A 21,902-nucleotide genomic window follows, 5' to 3' on the forward strand; every position below is an offset into this window, starting at 1 on the left:
TCTCGTGGGCTCGGAGATGTGTATAAGAGACAGCCCCGGAGGGGGCGGGTACCCACCGGGCGGCGGGTAATTCCCTGGCGGTGGTTGAGCGGTCATAGGCACCTTCCCGAATTCGTTTGCTGAATGCAGCGAGATCACCCTACCTGAGAGTTACCTGTATGCGATGGGGTCTCCTGACATACCGCAACCTCGACGATGTAAGCGGCTCTTACGCTGATCGGTTGGTTGCCTCCGCGGCGTGGCCGCATCAGCACGCGGGCAATCACTTCCACGCAGTGTTTGACGCATCAGACTCGATGTGTCTGTAGGACAAGGCGTTTCTCTCGTTCACAGTCCTCATTGCGCATCGGCGGACACGGCGCGTTCACGTCGCGCTCCTCATCTCACTGGTCACTCAGTGAGTCGCGGCATCGCTACTGGACCGGCAGCGGTCACAGTTCCACCAATGGCGTGCTGGCGTCGACGATCCGCTGGCGTTCGATGTTGTCCTCCACCTCCGACGTGCTGAGTCGAAACTCCTGTCCCACCCAATAAGCGACCGCCGTCAACGCAATGATCGCGACCGTACTGGCCAGTCCGTTCAGCATGCCCATACCATCGCCGTAGGTCCCCAGTGAGCTGATGACGGCCAAGCCGCAGAACCAGATGAGGATCCACGCGCCCTCCCGTAGCTGCAGCGGCGGGATCAACGCTCGGTCGCGCGCGAAACGGTAGTGCAAGGCGAGCACCACATATCCGACGGCGACTGCAAGGAACACCCGCAGGTTCGTCGACCACCCCGCCCAGTACACGATGAAAGATGCCGCCAGCAGCGCCAAGAAGGGCACGACGTCGCCGCCGGCCACCTTGAACGGCCTTTCCTGCTCAGGCAACTGGCGACGAAGGGCACCCATCACCACCGGGCCGGCCCCGAACGCGAGAACCGTTGCTGTGGTGATGAAGGCGGCGAGTTGCTGCCATGACGGCAGGGGTAGGAAGAACAAGCAACCGACCACGAACATCAGGATCATGGATGTCCACGGGACTCCACGCTTATTGAGCAGCGTGAGCCACTGCGGCGCATTCCCGTTGCGCCCCTGGGCATACGACAGGCGCGCCGCCGACGCCGCGTAGATGAGGCCGGTGTCGAGTGGGGAAACGACGGCATCCACTCTGATCACAACAACCAGCCAGACGAGGCCGAGCGCGCCTGCCAGCCCGGCCAGCGGGCCGATATCGTGATTCACGAACAGGTTGTGCCAGCCCCCGCTGGTCAATACGTCCCGCGGGATGGAACCGGCGACGGCGATCTGCAGTGCCATCAGAATGGCGCCACAGATGAGAATCGAGCCGATCAGCGCGAAGGGAATGTTCACCTTGGGCTTGGTCGTCTCGGCGGCGAGCTCGACAGCCTGGCGCGCTCCCATCAAAGTGAATACAAGTCCACCGGAGGACACGGCAGCGAATATCGCTCCGTAGCCGAATGGCGTGAACCCTCCGGTCTCTGACGCGGTCAGCACATCGCCGTCGAACGACGTTGCCAGCAGGGCCAGCGCCATCACAGCTACAGTCGTGAGCTTCCACCACACCATGACGTTGTTGATGCGTGCGAACCATCTGACGCCGAGAATGTTGACGACGGTGTAAAGACCCATGAGCGCTACCGCGACTGCGATGCCTACGGCGGTCAGAACCGGCGTACCCGCCTCTTGCCGGAAGAGGCCGCCGACGTAGCTCGACGAGTATTGCAGCGTCGCCAGCACTTCGATGGGCGGCACGGCCGCGACCCCCAGCCACGTAATCCAACCGACGGTGTAGCTCGTGAACGAACCGTGTGAATACTGCGGGAACCGGGTTACGCCGCCTGCGACGGGGAACATCGCGCTCAACTCGGAGTAGGTCAGCATGATGACTGTGATGAGCGCGATCGCGATGACCCACGACACGATCGCAGAAGGTCCGGCGATCTGCAGTGCGGTGATCGGTACGAACAGCCACGACGATCCGATGATCGCACCGCAGCTGACGAAGAGAAGTCCAAGTTTTCCGATGTCGCGCCGCAAGCCTCTGTCTGCCGGTCCGATATCAGCTTCGGTCACAGGACACCCGCCTTCGTGTGCGAGAAACGCGGAAGGCGCTTCCCTCGGTTCGGCGGGATGTGTTCTCTGCAAGCAATCTCCATGTCGCTAGTGTTCGCCATCACAGTTGCGTGTTCAAATGCGAAATCCTGCGCACGCTATGTGCCAGAAGGTATGGCGGCCAACGGTTTCCACAGCTGACATGCGCGGCTCGGAAATTGGCCGACGCACAGCCAAGTTCAGCTGGTCGATCAGATGCGGCCGCGACACCTGGTCGCCACCGGGATTCACCCGGGCCAACCCGCCGGGTCACCGACCCGCCCATGTGGATCCGTGACGTCGCAGTTCGGAACAGCGCCTGCCACCGTCTCGGCGATGGGAATTCTGGGGCGAGTACGCCTCAAGGAGCTGTCGGAGTCGCTGCTCGGACTGGTGCCCGGCGTAACCATCGACCCAGCGCGTCAGATCCGCGACAAGCTTGGCGGGCAGCGCTTGTCGCATCTGCACGGCGATGTCGAGTGTGCGGAGGATGGCGGAATAGGAGTCCCCGGCGCCCAAAGCCGAATACACCGCGGATCGATCGGACTCGGTGAACCAGTGCGATGTCGTATCGGCCAAGGTCCACGCAACACCAACGTGGACCGTCATCGTGGCCCGACCCAGAATGGAATAGACATGCACTTCTTTCAATCCGCTTGCGCGACCGACGCTCGAATTCCGGCCTCCGCGCGCAGTCCGAAGTTCAACTCAGGCGCGCCCGTGTGCTCGTCGGGCGATCACCCCGCCGCGGGGAGCGCAGACTCTCCGAGGAAACGGCGGGCGTTGCCGCTGGTGATCAGTGAGCGGGTCTGCTCGTCGAGTGAGGGACTGTTCATCACGACATTGCCCGCCGGGCGTTCGCCGAGTGGATAGGGGTAGTCGCTGCCCACCAGGACGTTCTTCGGGCCGACAGTGTCGATGAGCAGACGCAGTGCCCGATCGTCGAAAACCACTGTGTCGACGTAGAACCGGTCCGTGTAGTGCGACGGCGGGTGCTCCGAGGTGCCGATCACGTCGTGACGCCCTCGCCAGGCGTTGTCCATGCGGCCCACCCAGAACGGGAAGGACCCGCCGCCGTGCGCGAACGCAATACGCAACCGTTCGTCGACGCGGTCGAATACGCCACCGAGGATCAGCGCCAGGATCGACAGGTGCGTCTCGGCGGGCATTGCGGTGAGCCACTGGGCCATCCACCGATCCAACCGCGGCGAGCTCGGCATATCCCATGGGTGTACGAACACGGGCACGTCGCGATGTGCGCAGTGCTGCAGGAAGGTCACCACGCCTTCGCTGTCGAGATCGGCGTCGCCGACGTGGTTTCCGATCTCGACCCCGCGGTGCCCGTTGTCCAGGCACCGGTCCAGCTCCTTGCAGGCAAGGTCCGGGTCCTGCAGGGGCACCTGGCAGAACGGGATGAACCGGTCGGGTGCGGGCGCCACGATGTCAAGGGCCAGGTCGTTGAAGATCTGGGCGATCTTCGCCGCGTCCGCACCGGATCTGCCGTAGTGGAACAGTGCCGGAGTAGGTGAAACGACCTGCAGTTGCACGCCGTCTGCATCCATGTCGCGCAGGCGTAACTCGGCATCCCAGCAGTTCGACTGGATGCGGCGGAACTCCTTCTGCCCCATCATCATCATCGCTTCGGACTCGCTCTCGATGCGTAGCCACGGCGCGTCCGGGCCAGCCTGGGCGGTGATGTCGGGCCAGCCGTTCGGAACATAATGCGTGTGGACATCGATGATCGCAGGTGCGCCTGTCATGCCCTGCCCTTGTGCAGCGCGCCGCAGGCGGGGCATTTGCGCGCCGCTTCGTCGTTGTAGAACTGCTCGAATACCGGGGGCAGGTCGGCGACGATGTCGCGCACCTGCAGTTCGATCTCGTGGACCAGCGCGTTGCAGTCGGCACAGAACCACATGAACTTCTCGAGGGTGCCCTCCTCGCGCACGCGCTCGATGACCAGGCCGATGGACCCCTCGGTCGGCCGCTGCGGCGAGTGCGGGATATTGCGCGGCAGCAGCCAGGCCTGGCCTTCGCGGATGTGGACGTCGTGGGGACCGTCGTCTGTCATGAGGGTGACGTAGATGTCGCCTTTTAGTTGGTAGAACCACTCCTCGTAGGGGTCGAGGTGGAAGTCGGTCCGCTTGTTCGGGCCGCCGACGATCTGCACGATGAAGTCGTCGCCCAGGGCCATGGAGCGGTTGTTTACCGGCGGCTTGAGGAGGTGGGCGTGCTCGTTGATCCACCCCTGGAAGTCGACGACAGGCGGGATTGCGGTCATGGTCGGTTCTCCGTTCGCAGGTGGATTGTCGTGCGCCGGACGGCGACGAGCTGAATCTCGATCAGCAGGTGCGGATGCGGGAGCTGGTGTACGGCCACTGTGGTGCGTGCTGGACCGGCTTCGTCGAAGAACTCGCCGTAGACCTCGTTGTAGCCGCCGAAGTCGTTCATGTTCACGAGAAAGGTGGTGACTTGAACGGCATCGGCGAGATCGGCACCCACCTCGCCGAGGATCGAGCGGATGTTCTCGATCACGGCGCGGGTCTGGGCGCGGATGTCGAGCGTCGTGGTGCCGAACTCGTCCACCTCGACACCAACGAAGCTGTTGTCGGGACACCGTGAGCTGGTGCCGGAGACGAAGATCAGATCACCGGCCACTTTCACGTGCGGGAACCTGCCCCGAGGCGTGGCCATCCCGTCGATGACCCTGCCGGACCGGGTCACGGCCGGACTCCCTTCACAGTCACCGTTCCCAGGCCGGCGATGTCGCAGTGCGCCACGTCGGCGGTGAGCGGCAGGGCGGCCGTCGCGGCGCCGGCGAGGATGACGTCCCCGGCACGCAACGGGATCCGCCGCTCGCGGCATACCCGGCCAAGGGCGTGCAGCGCGCGTGCCGGATCACCGAGTATCGCCGAGGTGGAACCGAGAACCTCGTTGTGCCCCACCGTGAGACGGACGGCGCGGTCGTCCACCTGTTGCAGCGGCTGCCAGGCCCCGATCGCGAAGGCCGCCGCCGAGGTGTTGTCGGCGACGACATCGGTGTAGGTGAACCGGAAGTCGCGGTAGCGGGAGTCGATGATCTCGACCGCGGGCGCCACAGCATGGACGCAGTCCGCAACATCCGCGGTCTCGTCGTCGGCGTCGAAGTTGTGACCAACGCGGTAGGCGACCTCCGGTTCGATCTTCGGGTGGATGAAGCGGCTCAGGTCGACATCGTCGCCGTCGGCGATCCGCATGGCGGTGGTGAGTCGGCCCACGATCACCTCGGACACCCCCATCTGGGCCATCTTCGCCTTGCTGGTGAAACCGAGCTTGGTGCCGATGACCTTCTCGCCGCGCTCCTCGCGCAGTCCGATGAGGAGCGCCTGGATCGCATATGCCTCGTCCACGTCCAGCTCGATGTCGTCGGCCAGGCTTGGCGTGTCCGCGCGATTCACCTGCGCGCAGTCGAGACGTCGTGCGAGAGAGTCCAATACCGACGAATGGTTCATGGAACGGGTACCGCCTCAGTAGTGGTCGCCTGCTTCTGGTCCTGGAGGTCCAGAGCGATGTCGATGATCATGTCCTCCTGGCCGCCGACCAGGCCGCGACGGCCGACCTCGACCAGGATGCTGCGGGTGTCGAGACCGAACCGCTGGGCTGCCCGCTCGGCGTGCAGCAGGAAGCTGGAGTAGACCCCGGCGTAGCCGAGTGTCAGCGTCTCGCGATCGACCTGCACCGGCCGGCAGCGCAGCGGGCGGACCAGGTCGTCGGCAGCGTCCTGCACGGCGAACAGGTCGCAACCGTGCTCCCACCCGCTCAGCTCCGCGACCGCGATGAAGGCCTCGGCGGGGCAGTTCCCGGCGCCGGCGCCCTGGCCGGCCAACGCCACGTCGACGCGGTAGGCGCCGTGCTCGACGGCGGTCACGGTGTTGGCTACCGACAGTGACAGGTTCTCGTGCGCGTGGATCCCGATCTGCGTGGCCGGGTCCAGCACGGACCGGTAAGCGTCGATGCGCTCGGCGACGTCTCGCATGCGGAGCCGGCCGCCCGAGTCGGTCACGTACACGCAGTGCGCGCCGTAGCTTTCCATCAGCGCCGCTTGCCGGGCCAACTCCGCAGCACCGGTCATGTGGCTCATCATCAGGAAGCCCGAGACGTCCATGCCGTGTTCGCGCGCCCACGCGATGTGCTGGGCGGAGATGTCAGCCTCGGTGCAGTGGGTGGCCACCCGGACGCTGGTAACTCCGAGATCCCTTGCGCGACCGAGGTCTTGGATCGTGCCGATCCCCGGAAGCAGCAGGGTGGTCAGCACCGCGTCGCGCACCGACTCCGCAGCTGCGGTGATCCACTGCGCGTCGGTGTGTGCACCGAAGCCGTAGGTGGAGCTGGATCCGCCGAGCCCGTCGCCGTGCGCAATCTCGATCGCGGCGACTCCCGCGGCGTCGAGAGCGGACACGATCTTGCGCACCTGACCGACGCTGTAGGAGTGGTTCATCGCGTGCATCCCGTCGCGCAGTGTCACGTCCTGCACGTAGATTCGCGTCGCGCCGTCACCGGTCATCGTCGGGTCCATCCTCTCAGCTCCGCGATCCGCTCCCCCGTGCGCAGCGCAGCGGAGGTCATGATGTCGAGGTTGCCGGCGTAGTCCGGCAGGTAGTGCGCCGCTCCCCGAACCTGCAGCAGGACAACGACTCTGGTTCCCGTCACGCGCCGGCCCAGCGCCGGAACCAACACGTCGACGAGACGTTCGAACTGGACCTCGTGCTTGAGCTGGTAGCCGGGCACGTACTCGGTGACCGTGGCAACCATCTGCGCCACAGACGCGGCGATCGCCTCGGTGTCGGCCGCGGTGAGCGGGCGCTCGATGAGACAGAACACGGTGTCGCGCATGACGATCGGCGGGTCGGCCGGGTTCAGCACGATGATCGCCTTGCCGCGCTCGGCGCCGCCGACATCGCAGATCGCCGCGGTGGTGGTCTCGGTGAACTCGTCGATGTTGGCCCGGGTGCCCGGACCGGCCGAGCGGCTGGAGATCGAGGCGACGATCTCGGCGTAGGCGACCGGGGCGACGCACGAGACCGCGGCGACGATAGGGATGGTGGCCTGACCGCCACAAGTCACCATGTTCACATTATCGTTGTCGCTCAAGGCATCCAGATTGACCGGCGGCACGACGTACGGACCGATCGCGGCCGGGGTGAGGTCGATCATCACCTTGCCGTGCTCGGCGGCAACCTTCGCATGGTGCTGGTGTGCCTTGGCCGACGTGGCATCGAAGATGCACCGGATGTCGTCGAACTCGGGCATCCGGACCAGTCCGTCGATTCCCTCTGCGGTGGTCGGAACCTTCATCCGCTTCGCCCGCGCCAGCCCGTCGGATTCGGCGTCGATGCCGACCATGGCCGCCATCCGCAGCGTCGGAGACAGCCGCAGGATCTTGATCATCAAGTCGGTGCCGATGTTCCCCGATCCGAGGACCGCCACCGGCACGGTCGCGAGTTCGGTGTCGTCCATGTCAATTCCTCTCGATCGCGGCTTCAACATCGCCCAGCCCGTCCAAGCGCAGCCGGAAACGACCCGGCGCTTCCACCGCCACCATCGGTCCCAACGCGCCCGACATAACGGTGTCTCCGGCTCGCAGTGGGCTTCCGCGCCGGTACATCTCGCGCGCCAGCCAGGCGACCGCTGCGACCGGCGATCCGAGGCAGGCGTGCCCGGCGCCATGCGAGACCGGCTCCCCGTTGCACTCGAACACCATGCCGATCCGTGTCAGGTCGAGCCCGAGCAGCTTGTGCGCCGTGGTGCCGAGCACCACCGCGCCCGCCGAGGCGTTGTCGGCGACGGTATCGGCGATGGTCAGGTCCCAGCCGGTGATCCTCGAGTCGACGATCTCGATGGCCGCCAGCACGAACTCGGTGGCCAACAGCACGTCGGCCACCGTTGCGCCCGGGTTGTCGATGTCGCGACCGAGGACGAACGCGATCTCTCCCTCCGCGCGAGGCTGCAGGAACCTGCCCCACGGCACCGACTGGCGGTGGGCGTAGACCATGTCGTCGAGCAGAGCGCCGAAGTCGGGCTCGAACACGCCGAACTGCTGCTGGACCGCGGGCGCCGTGAGACCGATCTTGGCGCCGACGACGCGGGCTCCCCCGGCGACGCGCTCGGAGACGAGCATGCGTTGCACGCTGTAGGCCGCTTCGATTCCACCGGCGCCCAACAAGTCTCGTACCGGTGCGCACGGGTTTCCGGTGCTCGCAGCGGTGCGCAGACGATCGGCGGCGTCAAGCACGGCGGCCTGCGACACCGCGAGATCGGCGGCCGTCACAGCTGCACGCAGACGTTGGTGGGCTCGGTGTAGAAGTGCAGCGACGACGCGCCGCCTTCGCGGCCGAGGCCCGACAGGCCCATGCCACCGAACGGCGACCGCAGGTCCCGCAGGAACCAGGTGTTCACCCAGGACATGCCCACGTTCATCGCCTGCGCGACGCGGTGCCCGCGCCGCAGATCGTTGGTCCACACCGCCGCGGCCAGACCGTATTCCGTGTCGTTGGCCATGGCGACCGCCTCGTTCTCGTCGTCGAAGGGGATCAGCGCGGCCACGGGGCCGAAGATCTCCTCCCGCACGGTGGCGGCGGCGTTGGTCAGGCCGGTCCACAGCGTCGGCTCGATCCAAGAGCCGCCGTTCAGCTCGGCGCCGAGATCGGGCACGTCTCCGCCGACGAGCACTTCCGCACCCTCGTGCCGAGCCAGCTCGAAGTAGCGCAGCACCTTGTCGCGGTGCGCCGCGGAGATGAGCGGGCCCGTAGTGGTCGCCTCGTCGGTGGGTCGGCCCAGCGTCAGCTCCAAGGCGCGCTTGGTCAGTCCGTCGGCGACGTCGTCGAAGATGCCGCGCTGGACGTAGACCCGCTCGGTGCACAGGCACACCTGGCCGGTGTTGGTGAATATGGACCGCGTCAGACCGTCGAGCGTCTCGCTGAGGTCCACGTCGTCAAACACCACCGCGGCGTTCTTTCCGCCAAGTTCGAAGGAGACCGGCCGTACCCGCGGCGCGACGGTGCTCATCACGCGCGCGCCGGTGGCCGACGAGCCGGTGAAGGTGACGCCGTCGATGCCAGGATGCCGGGTCAGGAACTCCCCCACCTCGCCGCGGCCGTGCACCACGTTGAAAACCCCTGCCGGTAGACCGACTTCGGCCAGCACCTCCGCGAGAAGCGTTGCCGTGGAGGGGGTCTCTTCGCTCGGTTTGACGACCACTGCGTTCCCGCACGCGAGAGCGGGCGCTACCTTCCAGGTCAGCAGGAGCAGCGGCAGGTTCCACGGCACGATGATCGCCACGACGCCAAGGGGTTTGCGCACGGCGTAGTTCAGGGCGCGTCGGCCGTCGCCGATCTCGGTGATGAACGACTCCTGGCCGGCGGCGGCCACCGTGTCGGCAAAGCTGCGGAGGTTCTGCGGTGCGCGGTGCACATCCAGCGCCCGGGCCTGGGTGACGGGCTTGCCGGTGTCACCTACCTCCGCGGCCACGAACTCCTCGAAGCGTTCCTCGATGCGGTCGGCAGCCCGGCGCAGCAGCGCGGCCCGCTCGGCGACCGGCGTCTGCGCCCAGGCGGTGACAGCGCGCCGAGCAGAGGTGACGGCGCGGTCCACCAGCTTCTCGTCGGCGGCGTGAACGTGACCGACCGACGCTCCGGTCGCAGGATCAATGTTGTCGTACCACGCGCTTTCGTCAGGTTCGATGAACACACCATCGACGAAATTGCGAACCCATAGCTGGGCCGTGTCTGCCATGTGTTCATGATCAGGGCGCGCGATCGGGCCTGACAAATGCTAAATCGCGGTTGGCATATGCGGTTTCAGGCATTGCCGCCGGTACTGCGGCCGGCGGCCGGCGTCGCGTGGACAGATCCGAGATATGCCTGTCCTCAAGAGATCGCGGCTTCTATCATGCGTCGATGAGCATAGGTACGGACAAACGAATGGCAGCAAGGAAATCGGGATAGTGAACCTGCCGAAACTTCTGGACGGTAGGTTGAAGATCCGTCATCTGTTGCTTCTCGATGCGCTGACACGGCAGGGCTCAGTGATCGGCGCTGCCGCCGAGCTACACATCACGCAACCGGTGGCCACCAGAGGGCTGCAGGATGTCGAGGAGATCCTCGGCGTGTCGCTCTACGACCGCGGCCCCCGCGGGATTACACCCACGATCTTCGGCCAGGCCTTTACCGAACACGCGCGCGCCGTCCTGGCGCAGTTGAACCAAGCCAGCCGCCATATAGTCGAACTCGCCGACGCTGAGCGCGGCACCGTGGTCGTGGGAACACACCTCGCTGGATCTAGCGTCCTGCTACCAGTGGCGATCGGACGGCTCAAGAACGAGCGACCGTCGCTCACGGTCATCGTGCGCGAGGGCACACCGGCCGCGCTGCTGGCCGAACTCGAGGGTGGGCGGGTAGATGTGATCGTCGGTCGGCTTACGTCGCCGACAACGGAATTCCTCTCGCGCACACCGCTGTACAGCGAGACCGTCCGCATCTTCAGCAATTCGCAACATCCTCTGGCAAAGGTGCCCACGGTCGATCTGCGCGAACTGATCAGTTACCCGTGGATCCTTCCCGGAAGCGAAACGATCCTGCGCCGTGAACTGGAAGAGTTCTTCGCGCGTCACGACCTCGAACTGCCGCAGAACCGCATCGAGGCGACATCATTTCTCACGATCCGCAAACTCCTGATGGTGGACAACTTCGTCGCCGCGCTACCCAGCCTGATCGCAGCCGATGCCAGGAATCTTCAACCACTGGCCGTACCCCTGGACAACATTGGCCACAGCGTCGGTATCACAACGGCCAGCAGTCGGGCGTTGAGTCCTTCCGCCGTGGCGTTGATCGACAGTCTCAAACTGACTGCGAGATTTCTCGAACATTGACGTGCCCTGGCTTGTGTGCGGCGACGCAAGCATTGCCGACTACGGAACCCTCAACTCGTGCCGAGCCCACACCTCTGCGTGTCCTCACAGCCCGAGGAATCAGCTTCGACGGGGCCGGAGCCGGCATCCGAAACAGCCCGGGTGCCTCTCTGTGTCAGCAACACACCGGCGATCACCGCCGTGCAACCGATGACCGCTATCGCTGCCATCGGTTCGGAGAACCAGAGCCAGCCGATCGCGAATCCGGCCGCGGGCTCCAGCATGTGCAAGTTGCTGACAACGGTGGCGGAGAGTCGACGCATGGAGACCAGCACCATCACATAGGGCACCACCGTGCCGACAATCACGAAGCATGCCAGTGCAACCCACAGTGGGGCATGTATGTCGTCGAGTCTTCCCTGGAGAGTCACGTCCGCCCCGAGTCGATTCACGAGCTGCCACGGCGGAGCAATGACCGTGAGTCCAACGGCTCCGGCTAAGAATGACCAGATGAGAAGGCGCAGTGTGGCTGTGCGGCGTGCAGCGATCTCACCCACGATGAAATAGGTTGCGAAACAACTAGCTGAGGCTATCGCAGCGATCAGTCCCACCGGGTCTGCGGTGAGGCCGTTCCAGATCTGAGTGATCGCAGCCAAACCCAGGAGTGAAAGCCCGAGTCCGAGCCATACCCTTCTCGGCAGCCTGCTGCGCTGTGCATACCGGACCCACAGTGCCACTCCGAGAGGCGCCATGTATTGCACGGTCAGCGCCAAGCCCAGGGTGAGCCGGTCCACGGCGATGAGAAACAGGGTTTGCAGAGCTGCTACACCGACAACCCCGTGGACAGCGACAATTGCGACGAGGCGACCACGTGGAGGGCGCAGCGAGCCTGGAGATGTCACTGCCGCCCACCCGGCCAACAGCGCCACGGTAATCGTCAATCGGAACGAAATGAGGGTAGTGGGTTGGATTTCCGAGCGCAGCAGGACCCTGCTCAAGCCACTGTTCAACGCGAATAGCAAGGTTGCCGACACCACCAGTGCGATCGCGACCGACTTTGCCCCACGCGGATCTGTCACCTCGGCGGCCTCGGGCTTGCGCGCCACCGCGACGGTCTGCAGGACAGGTAGGAACCGGTGGCGGTCCGCGTCTTCACACTCAGCAGCACAACATGATTCCCCAGTGTCATTCGGAATCAACCGCTCTCACTCAGCGTCTGCAGATCGACCGCTACCGGCCACGCTGGGCTGCCTCCCGACCGGCCGTACGTCCGAACAGGACACCCATGCCGAGCGAAGCGCCTGTCATCGGTGTCTGACCGTGGAACGCGCCCGCGACTTCGCCTGCAGCGTACAGACCTTCGATGACGTCTCCGTCGACGTCGAGCACCTCGGCTTTGGGGGTTATCGTCAACCCGCACATCGTCGAAGTCATCAGTGTCTTAGCCGGGTAGGCGTAGAACGGCGGTTCAGTGATCTGGAGGCGCTCGCCGACATGGTTGCACAATGAATCTCGGCCGAACTCGTCTACCAGTCCACGACGCACGTTCTCGTTGTAGCGCTCGATCGTTTTCACCAGCTCTGGACCGTCGATCCCCGCCGCAGCGGCCAGCTCCTCGAGGGTGTCCGCGATGAACAGCCGTCCTTTGTCCTCGAGGAAGTCGATATCACTCAACGCGACCCCTGGCACCGACTTGGCGCGGACCTGAGCATCGAACACCTGGAAGCCCAAGCCTTCAGCCTGGCGGAGGCACACGTCGCCAATCGCCTTGTACGACAGGGACTCGTCGACGAATCGCTGACCGCCGATGTTGACGATGATGCCGCCCATGTAGAACGAACACAGGAGCTCGCTCTCTTCCGGGCCGGTCTCGGGATGCGAGCCGTACGTGCCCGTGACATAACCCATGCCTCGGAATCCTGCACCCAGCCGCCACGCCATCTTCAATCCGTCACCGGTGTTCCCGAGACCACCGTACGGCAGCGCACCTGCTTGACCCGGGACGAACGTCTCGAGCAGTTCCTGCGAGCGGCTGAACCCGCCCGTCGCGATCACCACGCCACCGCGGACGGCGAACTGTGCTCTCCCGTCCGGGGTCTCCGCCACCACGACGGCGACGCGAGACCCGTCACGCTCGAGACGAACCGCGCGGTGCTGCGACAGGATGCGGCCTCGGCCGGTGTCGAGGAACGCAGTACGGAAGGTGTTGAGCAGCTCCCGGATACGGGTGTGGTGGCTGCGAGCGACGCTCTGGCCCGCGCCGACCTTGACCGCGTCGAAGGTGACGCCTTTCGCTTTCATCCACAGCCGCACATCGGCCTGGCCAGAGGCATACGCTTGAACCAGCTGCACGTCGTTCCGGGCTCCGCCGGCGTCGATCAAGTCCTGTTGCAGGCGCTGCGGAGAATCGCTGATCCCCATGTCTTGCTGCTCGTCGGTATCGGCGAATGCGAAGAGCCCGCCGCTCATCGCGGTGCTGCCACCCAGCAGTGGCTGCTTCTCCAACAGCACCGTCTCGGCGCCGCTCTCGGCAGCGGACAGCGCAGCGCTCAGACCCGCTATCCCACCCCCGATCACCACGACATCAAAAACGTTGCGGTTGGCGGTGCCATCATCATTCATGGGTAGCTCCCTATCTGGCTCGATGTGAAACGCCTTGTCTTGCTTACTATTCTGATTCGAGAGCGCACCTACTGCCGTTCGCCCGATGCGCGACCCACCATGACGCCCGCATACCCTGGCGGGGTGGGGCGAAGGCTGGACATCAGATCATCGACCTCGGATCCGACTTTGACGGTCGTGCGCTCGAACGACGGAGTGAACGTCAGACCATAAGGGCCGCCGCAGTACGTCATCGGGCGGGCCACGTCCCAAACGAGTTCGCCATTGGCGTCGATCACGTCCGACGAGCAGGATGCTGCCACCACCTCACCGACGACGGTGAGCCGGTCGCGCCACTGCATGTTCCACAGGACACGGCATTCGAAGTGGCGGTTGTACTCGGCGATGCGCGGAGGCTTGACGATCCGGCTGTCCATGGCGGTGAGGCCGGCGTAGTCCAACTCGTTCTTCCCCGGCGCAAGGTCGGCGCCGGTGAGGCACATCGAGCGCAGCTCCTCGGGGTTGAACGACGGGATGTTGACGACGAATTCGCCAGTGGCGGAGACGTTGTAGGTCGTATCTCTGCCGAGGCCGATGGTGAAGGTGATCGCTACCGGGTCGTGGGAGATGCGCACTACCGCGCCCAGCGCCGCCGCGTTGACGTGCCCGTTTGGGTCGACTGTCGTCACGACGGCGGGCGTCGAGCTGAGTGCGTACATACTGTCCCAATGCGCGGGGTCGACGTCTACGAACGTCGGCGCTGCTGCGTTTGTCATCCCGGATCCTCTCTTGGTTCTTCTCTGATCTCCTCGGATCAGATGTGTTTGACGCTGCCGCCGTTCACGGGCAGGTCTGCTCCTGTGATGTAGGAGGCCTCGTCGGACACCAGGAACGCGATCGTGTTTGCCACGTCCTCGGCGCTGCCCGGCCGGCCCAGTGTGATCCGACGCTCCTCTCGGACGTACCGCTCGATCGCGCTCTCGACGTCGCCACCGAGGCGGTGCGCGAGCTGCTCGGAGAATCCTCCGGGCTTGTCCCACAGCGGTGTTCGGATCGACCCTGGGGATACCGCGTTCACCCGGATCCCGTCAGTGCCGAGCTCTTCGGCCAAACCGCGCGTGATCGCCAGTAGGGCCGCCTTGGTCGCCGCATAGTCGACGAAGTACGGGTCTACTACACGCGCTGTCGACGAGCAGGTCATGACGACCGAGCCGCTGCCCGACTTACGCAGCATCGGAATGCCCGCTCGCGTAACGCGAACCGCGCTCATCACATTGACGTTCCAGAGCAGCAGCCAGTCGTCGTCGGTGATCGCTTCGAAGCCGTCACGCGTTGGTGCGATACCGACATTGTTCACAATCGCGTCGAGTCGGCCACACTCGTCCCGCACCCGGTCGATGAGCGCGGCGCATCCGTCAGCTGTCGAGAGGTCTGCCACGACGCCTGTTACACCATCCAGGGCCTCGGGGAACGCCGTCAGATCGCCCGACACAACGTGGGCTCCGAGGGAGGTCAGCTTGCGCACTGTCGCCAGTCCGATACCCGAGGATCCCCCGGTAACAAGCGCTACCCGCCCAGACATATCGGTCATGTTCAGTTCTCCTAATAGGTGTAGCGACAAGGGTTTCAGTGGTCGATATCGAGAAGGCCACGGATATTCCTACCGACCAACATGTCGTCGTAGCCGTCGTTGATGTTGTCCAGCGGATACCGGTTGGTGATCAACTCTTCGAGTTTCAGGTGCCCCTGCTGGTACAACTCGATGAACTTGGGAATGGCCAGGTAAGGGTTGCTGGATCCGAAAAGGCTTCCGATGACTCGCTTCTCGTAGAGCGTGAGTTCGAGCATGGACACCTGCAGCTCGACCGACGGATTGCATACCGCGGTAATCACGACCGTGCCGCCCTTGCGCACGATGCCGAATGCCTCTGAGGCGATCTGCGTGGTCGCAACGCCGATCGTGACGATCGCTGCATCCGCACCCTGTCCCCGGGTCGAGGACATGACGAACTCGTGTGCTTCGGCCGCGTTCTCGAAGGCATGCGTGGCGCCCAACTTCAGCGCCATATCCCGCTTGAAAGAAATCGGATCCACGGCCACTACGACCCCCGCCCCCGCGAACGCGGCGCCCTGAACGGCGTTGATACCTATACCGCCGACGCCGAAGATGACGACGAAGTCCCCCGGCCGAGTATCCGCCGCGTTGACGGCCGACCCCCAACCGGTCGGTACTCCGCAGGCCGTCAGCGCGGCGACGTCCATCGGCACATCATCTGCGATGGGGATGACGCAGGCCTCCGGGACGACGTTGTACTGCGAGAACGCACCGACCACATCGATGGAGCCCATACTCATTCCGCGCCCGTGCAGTCGCTGCGTCCCGTCGAGCATCGTGCCGGCAAGGATGAATGCCCCGTTGTCGCAGAGGTTGTTCTTGCCCATATGGCAGAACCGACAGTGTCCGCACCCGGGCATCCAAGACGTGACGAAGTGGTCTCCGGGTTTGACCCGTGTAACGCCAGAGCCGACCTCCACGACTACTCCGCTGCCTTCGTGTCCGCCGACGATCGGGAGCGGGGTGGGTAGGTCACCGTGCCGCAGATGCTCGTCGGAATGGCACAAGCCAGCGTGGTGGTACTCGACCAGAACCTCGCCGATCTTCGGAGGGTCGAGTTCCAACTCGGTCACCTCAAAATTGCCAGGACTCTCCCACAGCACTGCGGCTTTCGTCTTCACGGTAGTGAATGCCCTTTCCATATTTGCCGTAGGGAACTGTCAGAGAACGGAGTTCGACCAGCTGTTCCGAGTTCCATTTCGACTCCCGGACATCCGGTCTCGCCTTGCTGAATCCGTACTGTCCCAACTGTTCCCCTAACTGTTGGAAGCTTGCCCAACCTGTTGGGGACCTGTCCAATGCCCAATTTCACATTCGGCATGCCGTTTAGCGCATGCCTCGAGAGCGATCGCTCAGCGGATGACACCCGAGATCCACGCCATCCGGCGCAAAGCGGCATCCCGGGATACATAAATCGCCGACCTCACTCTTCGATGCTGATCCCGACGTGCTTGGTGCCCGTGAACTCATCGAGGCTGGCGCCGAACTCGCGGCCGTACCCTGAGGCTTTGAAGCCGCCGAAGGGCAGCTCCGTGGCGACCGCCGCGTGGGTGTTCACCCAGACGCTGCCTGCCTTGATACCCCGGGCCACTCTCAGTGCGCGAGCGACGTCGCGCGTCCACACCGATCCCCCGAGTCCGAACCGATTGGCGTTCGCACGCCGGATGACCTCGTCCTCGTCGCGGAAGGTCTCCACCGTCTGGACCGGACCGAAGATCTCCTCTCGAGCCATCTCGTCACCCTCGCGCAGACCCGTGACGATGGTGGGCTCGAGGAAGAAGCCTGCGAGCCCTGCTGGCCGGCCTCCGCCGGTCACGATCTCGACATGCGACTCCCGCCTGTTCAAGAATCCTTCGACGTTCTCTCGTTGCCGCGCCGAAATGAGCGGTCCGAGTGTCGTCTCTGGGGACCGCGCGTCGCCGATGATCAGAGCCTGAGCCCGCTTGGCGAGGTGCTGCACGAGTTCGTCGCGCGCACTCTCCTCCACGAGAACCCGTGTCGCTGCTATGCAGTTCTGGCCCGCGCTGTAGAACCCCAGGCTGGAGATCGTCTCGGCGATTCTCTCTATATTCGAGTCGGCGAAAACCACCACGGGCGACTTGCCGCCAAGCTCGAGTACGGTCTTCTTCAACGTCCGGGCCGCCATTTCGGCGATCCGCTTGCCGGTGTCCACCGAGCCGGTGAAGGCGACCGCGTCGATCCCGGGATGCTCAATCAGCGCCTCTCCGGTTGATTGCCCGCCCAGCACCACGTTGAGCACCCCCGGCGGCAGGATGTCCGCCGCCAACTCGGCCAGGCGTACCGCGGTCATCGGGGTGTTGGGTGCCGGTTTCAGCACGACGGTGTTGCCGGTGGCCAGCGCAGGGGCCAGCTTGGTCAGCGCCAGCAGAAGAGGGTCATTCCACGGGGCGATGCAGCACACCACACCCAGCGGTTCCCGCCGCACCATCGAGGTGCACCCGCTGATGTACTCGCCGGCAGCCGGAGCTTCGACGACGCGCGCTGCGCCGGCGGTATACCGGATCACGTCCACACCCCAGGACAGATCGTCGGCGTACGGGGTGATCGGCAGTCCAGCGTTCTCGACTTCGAGATCGAGCAGGTGGCCCAGGTCGTTCTCCACCGCCTGGGCGAGCTCCAGCAGCGCCGCCGCGCGATACCCCGGCGTCTGCTCGCCCCAGCTGGCCGACGCATCCCCTGCCGCCCGTACCGCAGCATCCACCACGTCCGGTGGCGCCAGCGGTGCGTGCGTGATGATCTCAGCCGTAGACGGGTTGACTATCTCGAACAGGTCTTCGCCACCGAGCATCTTGCCGTTCACAAAGTGCTGCAACTGCATCTGCATTAATCCTTCGGTTTCGGTTGTCGTGCCACCATGGCGGACCGGCGACATTGCCGATCCCCACGGTGTCGGGTTGTTGCCTGTGGGTATCAGGTCAGCGGGTCACTGGTCCTTCGCGAGAACACCTGCTTCCGCCGGCAGCACCTCGCCGACATCGGACTGCGGGTCCGACTGCAGGGAGCTCTGAATCCGCTGTGCTTTCGCGCTGTCACTGAGCACCGCGAGAGCCAAGCCGAGGCCGCACCACAACAAACCCCAAGTCGCCGGTCCGGTCCAGATGCTCTCCTGCGCGCGCAGGTTCGCCAGCAGTACGAGCACCACGCCGACACCGCCCAGCGTGAGCAGCCCGAACATGCCCACTGCGGGACCAGTACGGAATTCATTGAAGGACTGGCGGATCGCGGCTACTTGCACGGTCAGGTAGCTGACGAGCAACGCGACCGACCCGATCGAGGCGAAGAAAATGTAGGCGTCGATCGCATCGTTGCCCGTTCCCATGTTCGTGAACCCCGTCGCAAACCCGACGGCGTTGAACATCGCACACAGGACGATGACGGTCATGATGGCGCTAACCGGCGTGCCCATCCTGGCGTTGGTCTTGGCCAGCACCTTCGGACCGACACCGTCGCGTGCCAGGGCGAAGATGATCCGTCCGGCGGCTGAGGCGAGGGCGAGGTTTCCGGCGAATGCGGAGACGCAGACAGTCACGACGATCGCGATGCTGAACCCTGTGCCGAGGTAGCGGGTGCCGAGATCGCCCAACGTGCTGCCGGAACTTTCAATGGCTTTGAGACCGGATGCGTCGGTGCCGAACCCGCACACCTGCGCGATCATCACGACGAAGTAGAGCAGGCCCACAAGGGCGACGACGCCGACCAACGCGAGGGGGATGTTCCGCTTCGGGTTGGCGGTCTCCTCCCCCAACGCCGCTCCCGCTTCGAATCCCGCCCACGCGAGGAACCCGATCACCCCCGCCGCGAGAAGTGCGGAGGAGGCGACACCTCCGAGGTCCAGGGCCGATGTCACGTCGAGCCCCGTCGACGTGGAACCACCTGACGCGAATATGGAGACCGTCAGCACGAGCGCCAGTGCGACCCCTACCAGCTCGCTGATCAGCAGCACCCGGGCAACGGTCGAGGTGCCGGCGAACACGAGGGTCGCAGCGACGGCGTCGCACGCCAACGCCGGTACGATCCACGGCAACTGGAACGGCCGGTCGGATACCTGAATCTGCTGCAGCAGGGAGTTGAACGTCGCCGCGAAAATGCCGCCGCAACACGTCGCGAGCGAGATGTAAGCACCGAGAATCGCGACGCCGCTGAACAGACCGCTGCGCGGTCCGATCGCTCTCCCCACCAGTCCGTAGACGCTCCCCATGTGAGCCGTACGTCGCGACAAGATCGCGAAGCCGAGCGCGATCAGGAGCACACCGCCGGCCGCACAGGCGAACGCCATCGGAATAGCTGCGCCGACGTAGCCGACCATTGCCTGCGCATTGGCCGACAGGGCCATCATGGGTCCAACGGAGGCCAGTGACAACCCCATGACTTCCCACAGTCGCAGGTTCCGGGATCGTGAGTGCGAGGTGGTCACATGCGCGTCTTCGGGCACGTCTGGCTCCTGAGTTTTGTTGTGGCGCTTAGGGACGTCCCTCTGATCGGAACGTCGGCAGCTGATGGAACTCTGCCGAACCAATTCCGGTCTGTCCAATGCCTAATCATGGAATCGATATCCTGAATTGAGCATGAGTTCAGCGAAGTCAGCATGGCCAGAGACGGTGCCGTCCATCCCTGAAGACATGATGCCGATGGGGTCGGCGGCAACAATCCCGCCGACGCCGGCGATATCTTCCCGCCATGCCAAGGCTCTGGAGGCTTTGCCGCTCTGCCCGATCGTCATCCGGTCCGAGCAGCGCATCCGCCGTAACGGCTTCGAACGCATGAGGGCGCGAACACCGACAGCGACCGATGGACACCCGACAAGGACAAGGCCTCCGACGGCTTCGGTTGGGACGACAAGGAATCCGATGCGCTGTGGCAGGCTTTTGCCGGCACTCGGCTGGTCGCGTCGGCCGACTCGATGCGTGACTTCCGCAAGGCGGTCGATGACGCGGTCTCGATGAGCGCCGAGGAGCAGCGTCGTGACCTGATGCGGTACAGCCTTTTTGGATCTCGTTCAAGCAGGCGGTCTGGGGCTCGTATGTGAGGTCGAGAAGTTCGACCACGCACAGGGTTACGGGTTTTACACCTACGCCACCTGGTGGATTCGGCAAGCGATAACGCGAACGATGACCCAGTGATGTTCGAAGCTCCGACCGCAATGAGTCGGCGTCCGGCGTCAAAGTGACTTATCGGTGCACCATCGCGGACAACAAATCGGCATTCTGCCTCTTGGACCCGTGTGCGCTTTGTACGCTTGAACAGCTCGAACAGTCCATTTGATCGTGCCGCCACCATCGAGAGGTACACGAGCATGGGTACATGCGCGGGATTGAAGGCACCGATTATCGTCACCGCTGCTGTCGTAGCCGTCGCCGCCGGGTGCGGGTCGAACTCGACGTCGTCAAGCACGACATCGCCGCCCGCGACCACGACCACCGCGGGGCAGGCCACGACGACGACCGCGGCGGCGTCCGGCCAAGGGCAGATCATCGTCCCCCTGGGTAACGAACCGTCCGGAACGGTCAACCTCAGTTGGGACCCAGGGTCAAAGCTCGTCACCGCCAAGTTGCAGATGTCCGGCTTCACGCCGGGCAGCAGCCATGCCATGCACATTCATGACGGCAGTTGCGCGAAGCAGGGCGACGTCGTGATTCCCTTCGGCAACGTCACCGCCGACGACAAGGGCGTCATCAACACCGCGGTCCAGAGCACGCAACCCTCTGGCAAGGGGCTGACCGCAGGCACTCTCCTCAACATTCACCTCGCATCGGTCGAAGACATGGGAGACCCCGGATCCCCCAGTTACATGCCGATCTCGTGCGCCGACGTCGACCCGGCGATGTCGTCCACGCTGCAGATGGCACCCCTGCCCCAGTTCGGCGATCATCCGCAGAGTCAGGCGATTCTGCAATACGACCCGACGGCCAAGACACTCACCGTGCCGGTCAGGACTACGGGACTCGTACCTGGAAGCGCACACGCGGTGCACATCCACCTGGGATCGTGCAGCGCCCAGGGACCTGTGAAATATCACCTCAACGACCTGGTCGCATCGAAGGACGGGGTCGCCGAATCGACGACGATCATCGACAACGTCACTGAAGCGCCACCGGCTTCTGGCTGGTATGTCAACGTGCACTTGGGATCTCATGACGAGATCGAGAAGGACGGCAAGCCGACGATGTTCTTCGCACCGATCCTGTGCGGGAACATCACCTCATAGTCCGGATCTTGCCGCATCGTAGAGCCGTACGATAGTAACCTCATAGCCTCCACGAGATACGTTGAGGCTGAGGCGGTCTGGTTGCGGTAAGCGCGACTGTCGCTGCACCACAGCCGCTGAGCCAGCCGTCGAGCGGGCTCTACGGTGGATCGGCGCATTTGGAATCATGTCGATTTTTGCCGGTATCACGAACGTCCGTTTCCGCTAACTTCTAGCGATCGTCGCACTGCGGAAGGAACGTCATTGATGAGCACACATACGGGCAGGTGCCGTTGACGTGTGGCATGGCCAGCGGATCAGCAGCTAGGTCCGCCATGAGGCTCGATTCCACGCGACAGATACCCGGTAGTACCGGGATCCGAAGCTCTATGTCGTTCCCCGGATTTCAACCACGAGAGGCGCATAAACCCGCATGTTGAATCGTTTCGCCACCCTGGCTGCTGTTGTCTCTTATACACATCTGACGCTGCCGACGATCGCATA

General features: G+C 64.3%; 19 protein-coding genes and 1 pseudogene. 3 read left to right on the top strand and 17 right to left on the bottom strand.

What is annotated here, in order from left to right:
* Window positions 1-431 precede the first annotated feature (431 nt).
* From A5784_RS16685 to A5784_RS16730, 9 genes are all read right to left on the bottom strand, one after another.
* Window positions 432-2,078 (bottom strand): APC family permease, encoded by a 1,647-nt coding sequence (locus A5784_RS16685; RefSeq protein WP_064946025.1) that lies wholly within the window; start codon window positions 2,076-2,078, stop codon window positions 432-434.
* 755 nt (window positions 2,079-2,833) lie between these two features.
* Window positions 2,834-3,856: an amidohydrolase family protein gene (locus A5784_RS16695; protein WP_064946039.1), complete on the bottom strand. Its 1,023-nt coding sequence runs from the start codon at window positions 3,854-3,856 to the stop codon at window positions 2,834-2,836.
* Window positions 3,853-4,374 carry a 3-hydroxyanthranilate 3,4-dioxygenase gene (locus A5784_RS16700; RefSeq protein ID WP_064946027.1) on the bottom strand — a complete coding sequence of 174 codons (522 nt, stop codon included), beginning with the start codon at window positions 4,372-4,374 and terminating at the stop codon, window positions 3,853-3,855. Before A5784_RS16700 ends, A5784_RS16695 begins: the two co-directional genes overlap by 4 nt.
* Complete coding sequence (locus A5784_RS16705; RefSeq protein ID WP_064946040.1) at window positions 4,371-4,787, bottom strand: RidA family protein; 417 nt, start codon at window positions 4,785-4,787, stop codon at window positions 4,371-4,373. The genes A5784_RS16700 and A5784_RS16705 overlap by 4 nt, the downstream gene beginning before the upstream one ends.
* A gap of 26 nt (window positions 4,788-4,813) precedes the next feature.
* Window positions 4,814-5,584 carry a 2-keto-4-pentenoate hydratase gene (locus tag A5784_RS16710; protein ID WP_064946028.1) on the bottom strand — a complete coding sequence of 257 codons (771 nt, stop codon included), beginning with the start codon at window positions 5,582-5,584 and terminating at the stop codon, window positions 4,814-4,816.
* Complete coding sequence (dmpG, locus tag A5784_RS16715; protein ID WP_064946041.1) at window positions 5,581-6,636, bottom strand: 4-hydroxy-2-oxovalerate aldolase; 1,056 nt, start codon at window positions 6,634-6,636, stop codon at window positions 5,581-5,583. The genes A5784_RS16710 and dmpG overlap by 4 nt, the downstream gene beginning before the upstream one ends.
* Window positions 6,633-7,589: an acetaldehyde dehydrogenase (acetylating) gene (locus A5784_RS16720; protein WP_064946029.1), complete on the bottom strand. Its 957-nt coding sequence runs from the start codon at window positions 7,587-7,589 to the stop codon at window positions 6,633-6,635. Before A5784_RS16720 ends, dmpG begins: the two co-directional genes overlap by 4 nt.
* Before the next feature lies 1 nt (window position 7,590).
* A complete protein-coding gene (locus A5784_RS16725; RefSeq protein WP_232006082.1) occupies window positions 7,591-8,400 on the bottom strand; it encodes a 2-keto-4-pentenoate hydratase in 810 nt (269 codons plus the stop codon).
* Window positions 8,397-9,863 carry a 2-hydroxymuconic semialdehyde dehydrogenase gene (locus A5784_RS16730; protein ID WP_064946030.1) on the bottom strand — a complete coding sequence of 489 codons (1,467 nt, stop codon included), beginning with the start codon at window positions 9,861-9,863 and terminating at the stop codon, window positions 8,397-8,399. The genes A5784_RS16725 and A5784_RS16730 overlap by 4 nt, the downstream gene beginning before the upstream one ends.
* 211 nt (window positions 9,864-10,074) lie before the next feature.
* Between A5784_RS16730 and A5784_RS16735 the strand changes: the two genes are divergently transcribed.
* On the top strand, window positions 10,075-10,998 hold the full coding sequence (locus tag A5784_RS16735) for a LysR substrate-binding domain-containing protein (RefSeq protein WP_064946031.1): 924 nt from the start codon (window positions 10,075-10,077) through the stop codon (window positions 10,996-10,998).
* Between the two features lie 50 nt (window positions 10,999-11,048).
* On the opposite strand, the gene A5784_RS16740 is transcribed toward A5784_RS16735, so the two are convergent.
* From A5784_RS16740 to A5784_RS16775, 8 genes are all read right to left on the bottom strand, one after another.
* Window positions 11,049-12,083, bottom strand: coding sequence for an EamA family transporter (locus A5784_RS16740; RefSeq protein WP_064946032.1), 1,035 nt, complete (start codon window positions 12,081-12,083; stop codon window positions 11,049-11,051).
* A 124-nt stretch (window positions 12,084-12,207) separates the two neighbouring features.
* Window positions 12,208-13,599: an FAD-dependent oxidoreductase gene (locus A5784_RS16745; RefSeq protein ID WP_064946033.1), complete on the bottom strand. Its 1,392-nt coding sequence runs from the start codon at window positions 13,597-13,599 to the stop codon at window positions 12,208-12,210.
* Window positions 13,600-13,667: 68 nt separating this feature from the next.
* Window positions 13,668-14,354 carry a flavin reductase family protein gene (locus tag A5784_RS16750; protein ID WP_082944891.1) on the bottom strand — a complete coding sequence of 229 codons (687 nt, stop codon included), beginning with the start codon at window positions 14,352-14,354 and terminating at the stop codon, window positions 13,668-13,670.
* A gap of 38 nt (window positions 14,355-14,392) precedes the next feature.
* Window positions 14,393-15,169, bottom strand: coding sequence for an SDR family NAD(P)-dependent oxidoreductase (locus A5784_RS16755; RefSeq protein ID WP_082944892.1), 777 nt, complete (start codon window positions 15,167-15,169; stop codon window positions 14,393-14,395).
* A gap of 35 nt (window positions 15,170-15,204) precedes the next feature.
* Window positions 15,205-16,314, bottom strand: a complete 1,110-nt coding sequence (locus tag A5784_RS16760; protein ID WP_064946044.1) for an NDMA-dependent alcohol dehydrogenase — start codon at window positions 16,312-16,314, stop codon at window positions 15,205-15,207.
* Between the two features lie 302 nt (window positions 16,315-16,616).
* Entirely contained in the window at window positions 16,617-18,032 is a 1,416-nt protein-coding gene (locus A5784_RS16765; RefSeq protein WP_197514776.1) for an aldehyde dehydrogenase family protein, read from the bottom strand.
* A gap of 105 nt (window positions 18,033-18,137) precedes the next feature.
* Window positions 18,138-19,646 carry an APC family permease gene (locus A5784_RS16770; RefSeq protein ID WP_156750617.1) on the bottom strand — a complete coding sequence of 503 codons (1,509 nt, stop codon included), beginning with the start codon at window positions 19,644-19,646 and terminating at the stop codon, window positions 18,138-18,140.
* 102 nt (window positions 19,647-19,748) lie between these two features.
* A complete protein-coding gene (locus A5784_RS16775) occupies window positions 19,749-19,934 on the bottom strand; it encodes a hypothetical protein (protein WP_156750618.1) in 186 nt (61 codons plus the stop codon).
* A 253-nt stretch (window positions 19,935-20,187) separates the two neighbouring features.
* On the opposite strand from A5784_RS16775, the pseudogene A5784_RS39955 reads away from it, so the two are divergent.
* Window positions 20,188-20,325 (top strand): annotated as a pseudogene (locus A5784_RS39955) (sigma factor); the annotation flags it as partial.
* Window positions 20,326-20,507: 182 nt separating this feature from the next.
* Entirely contained in the window at window positions 20,508-21,419 is a 912-nt protein-coding gene (locus tag A5784_RS16780) for a CHRD domain-containing protein (protein ID WP_064946038.1), read from the top strand.
* Window positions 21,420-21,902 lie beyond the last annotated feature (483 nt).

Source organism: Mycobacterium sp. 852013-50091_SCH5140682 (genome assembly GCF_001665685.1).
Classification (GTDB): Bacteria; Actinomycetota; Actinomycetes; order Mycobacteriales; family Mycobacteriaceae; genus Mycobacterium.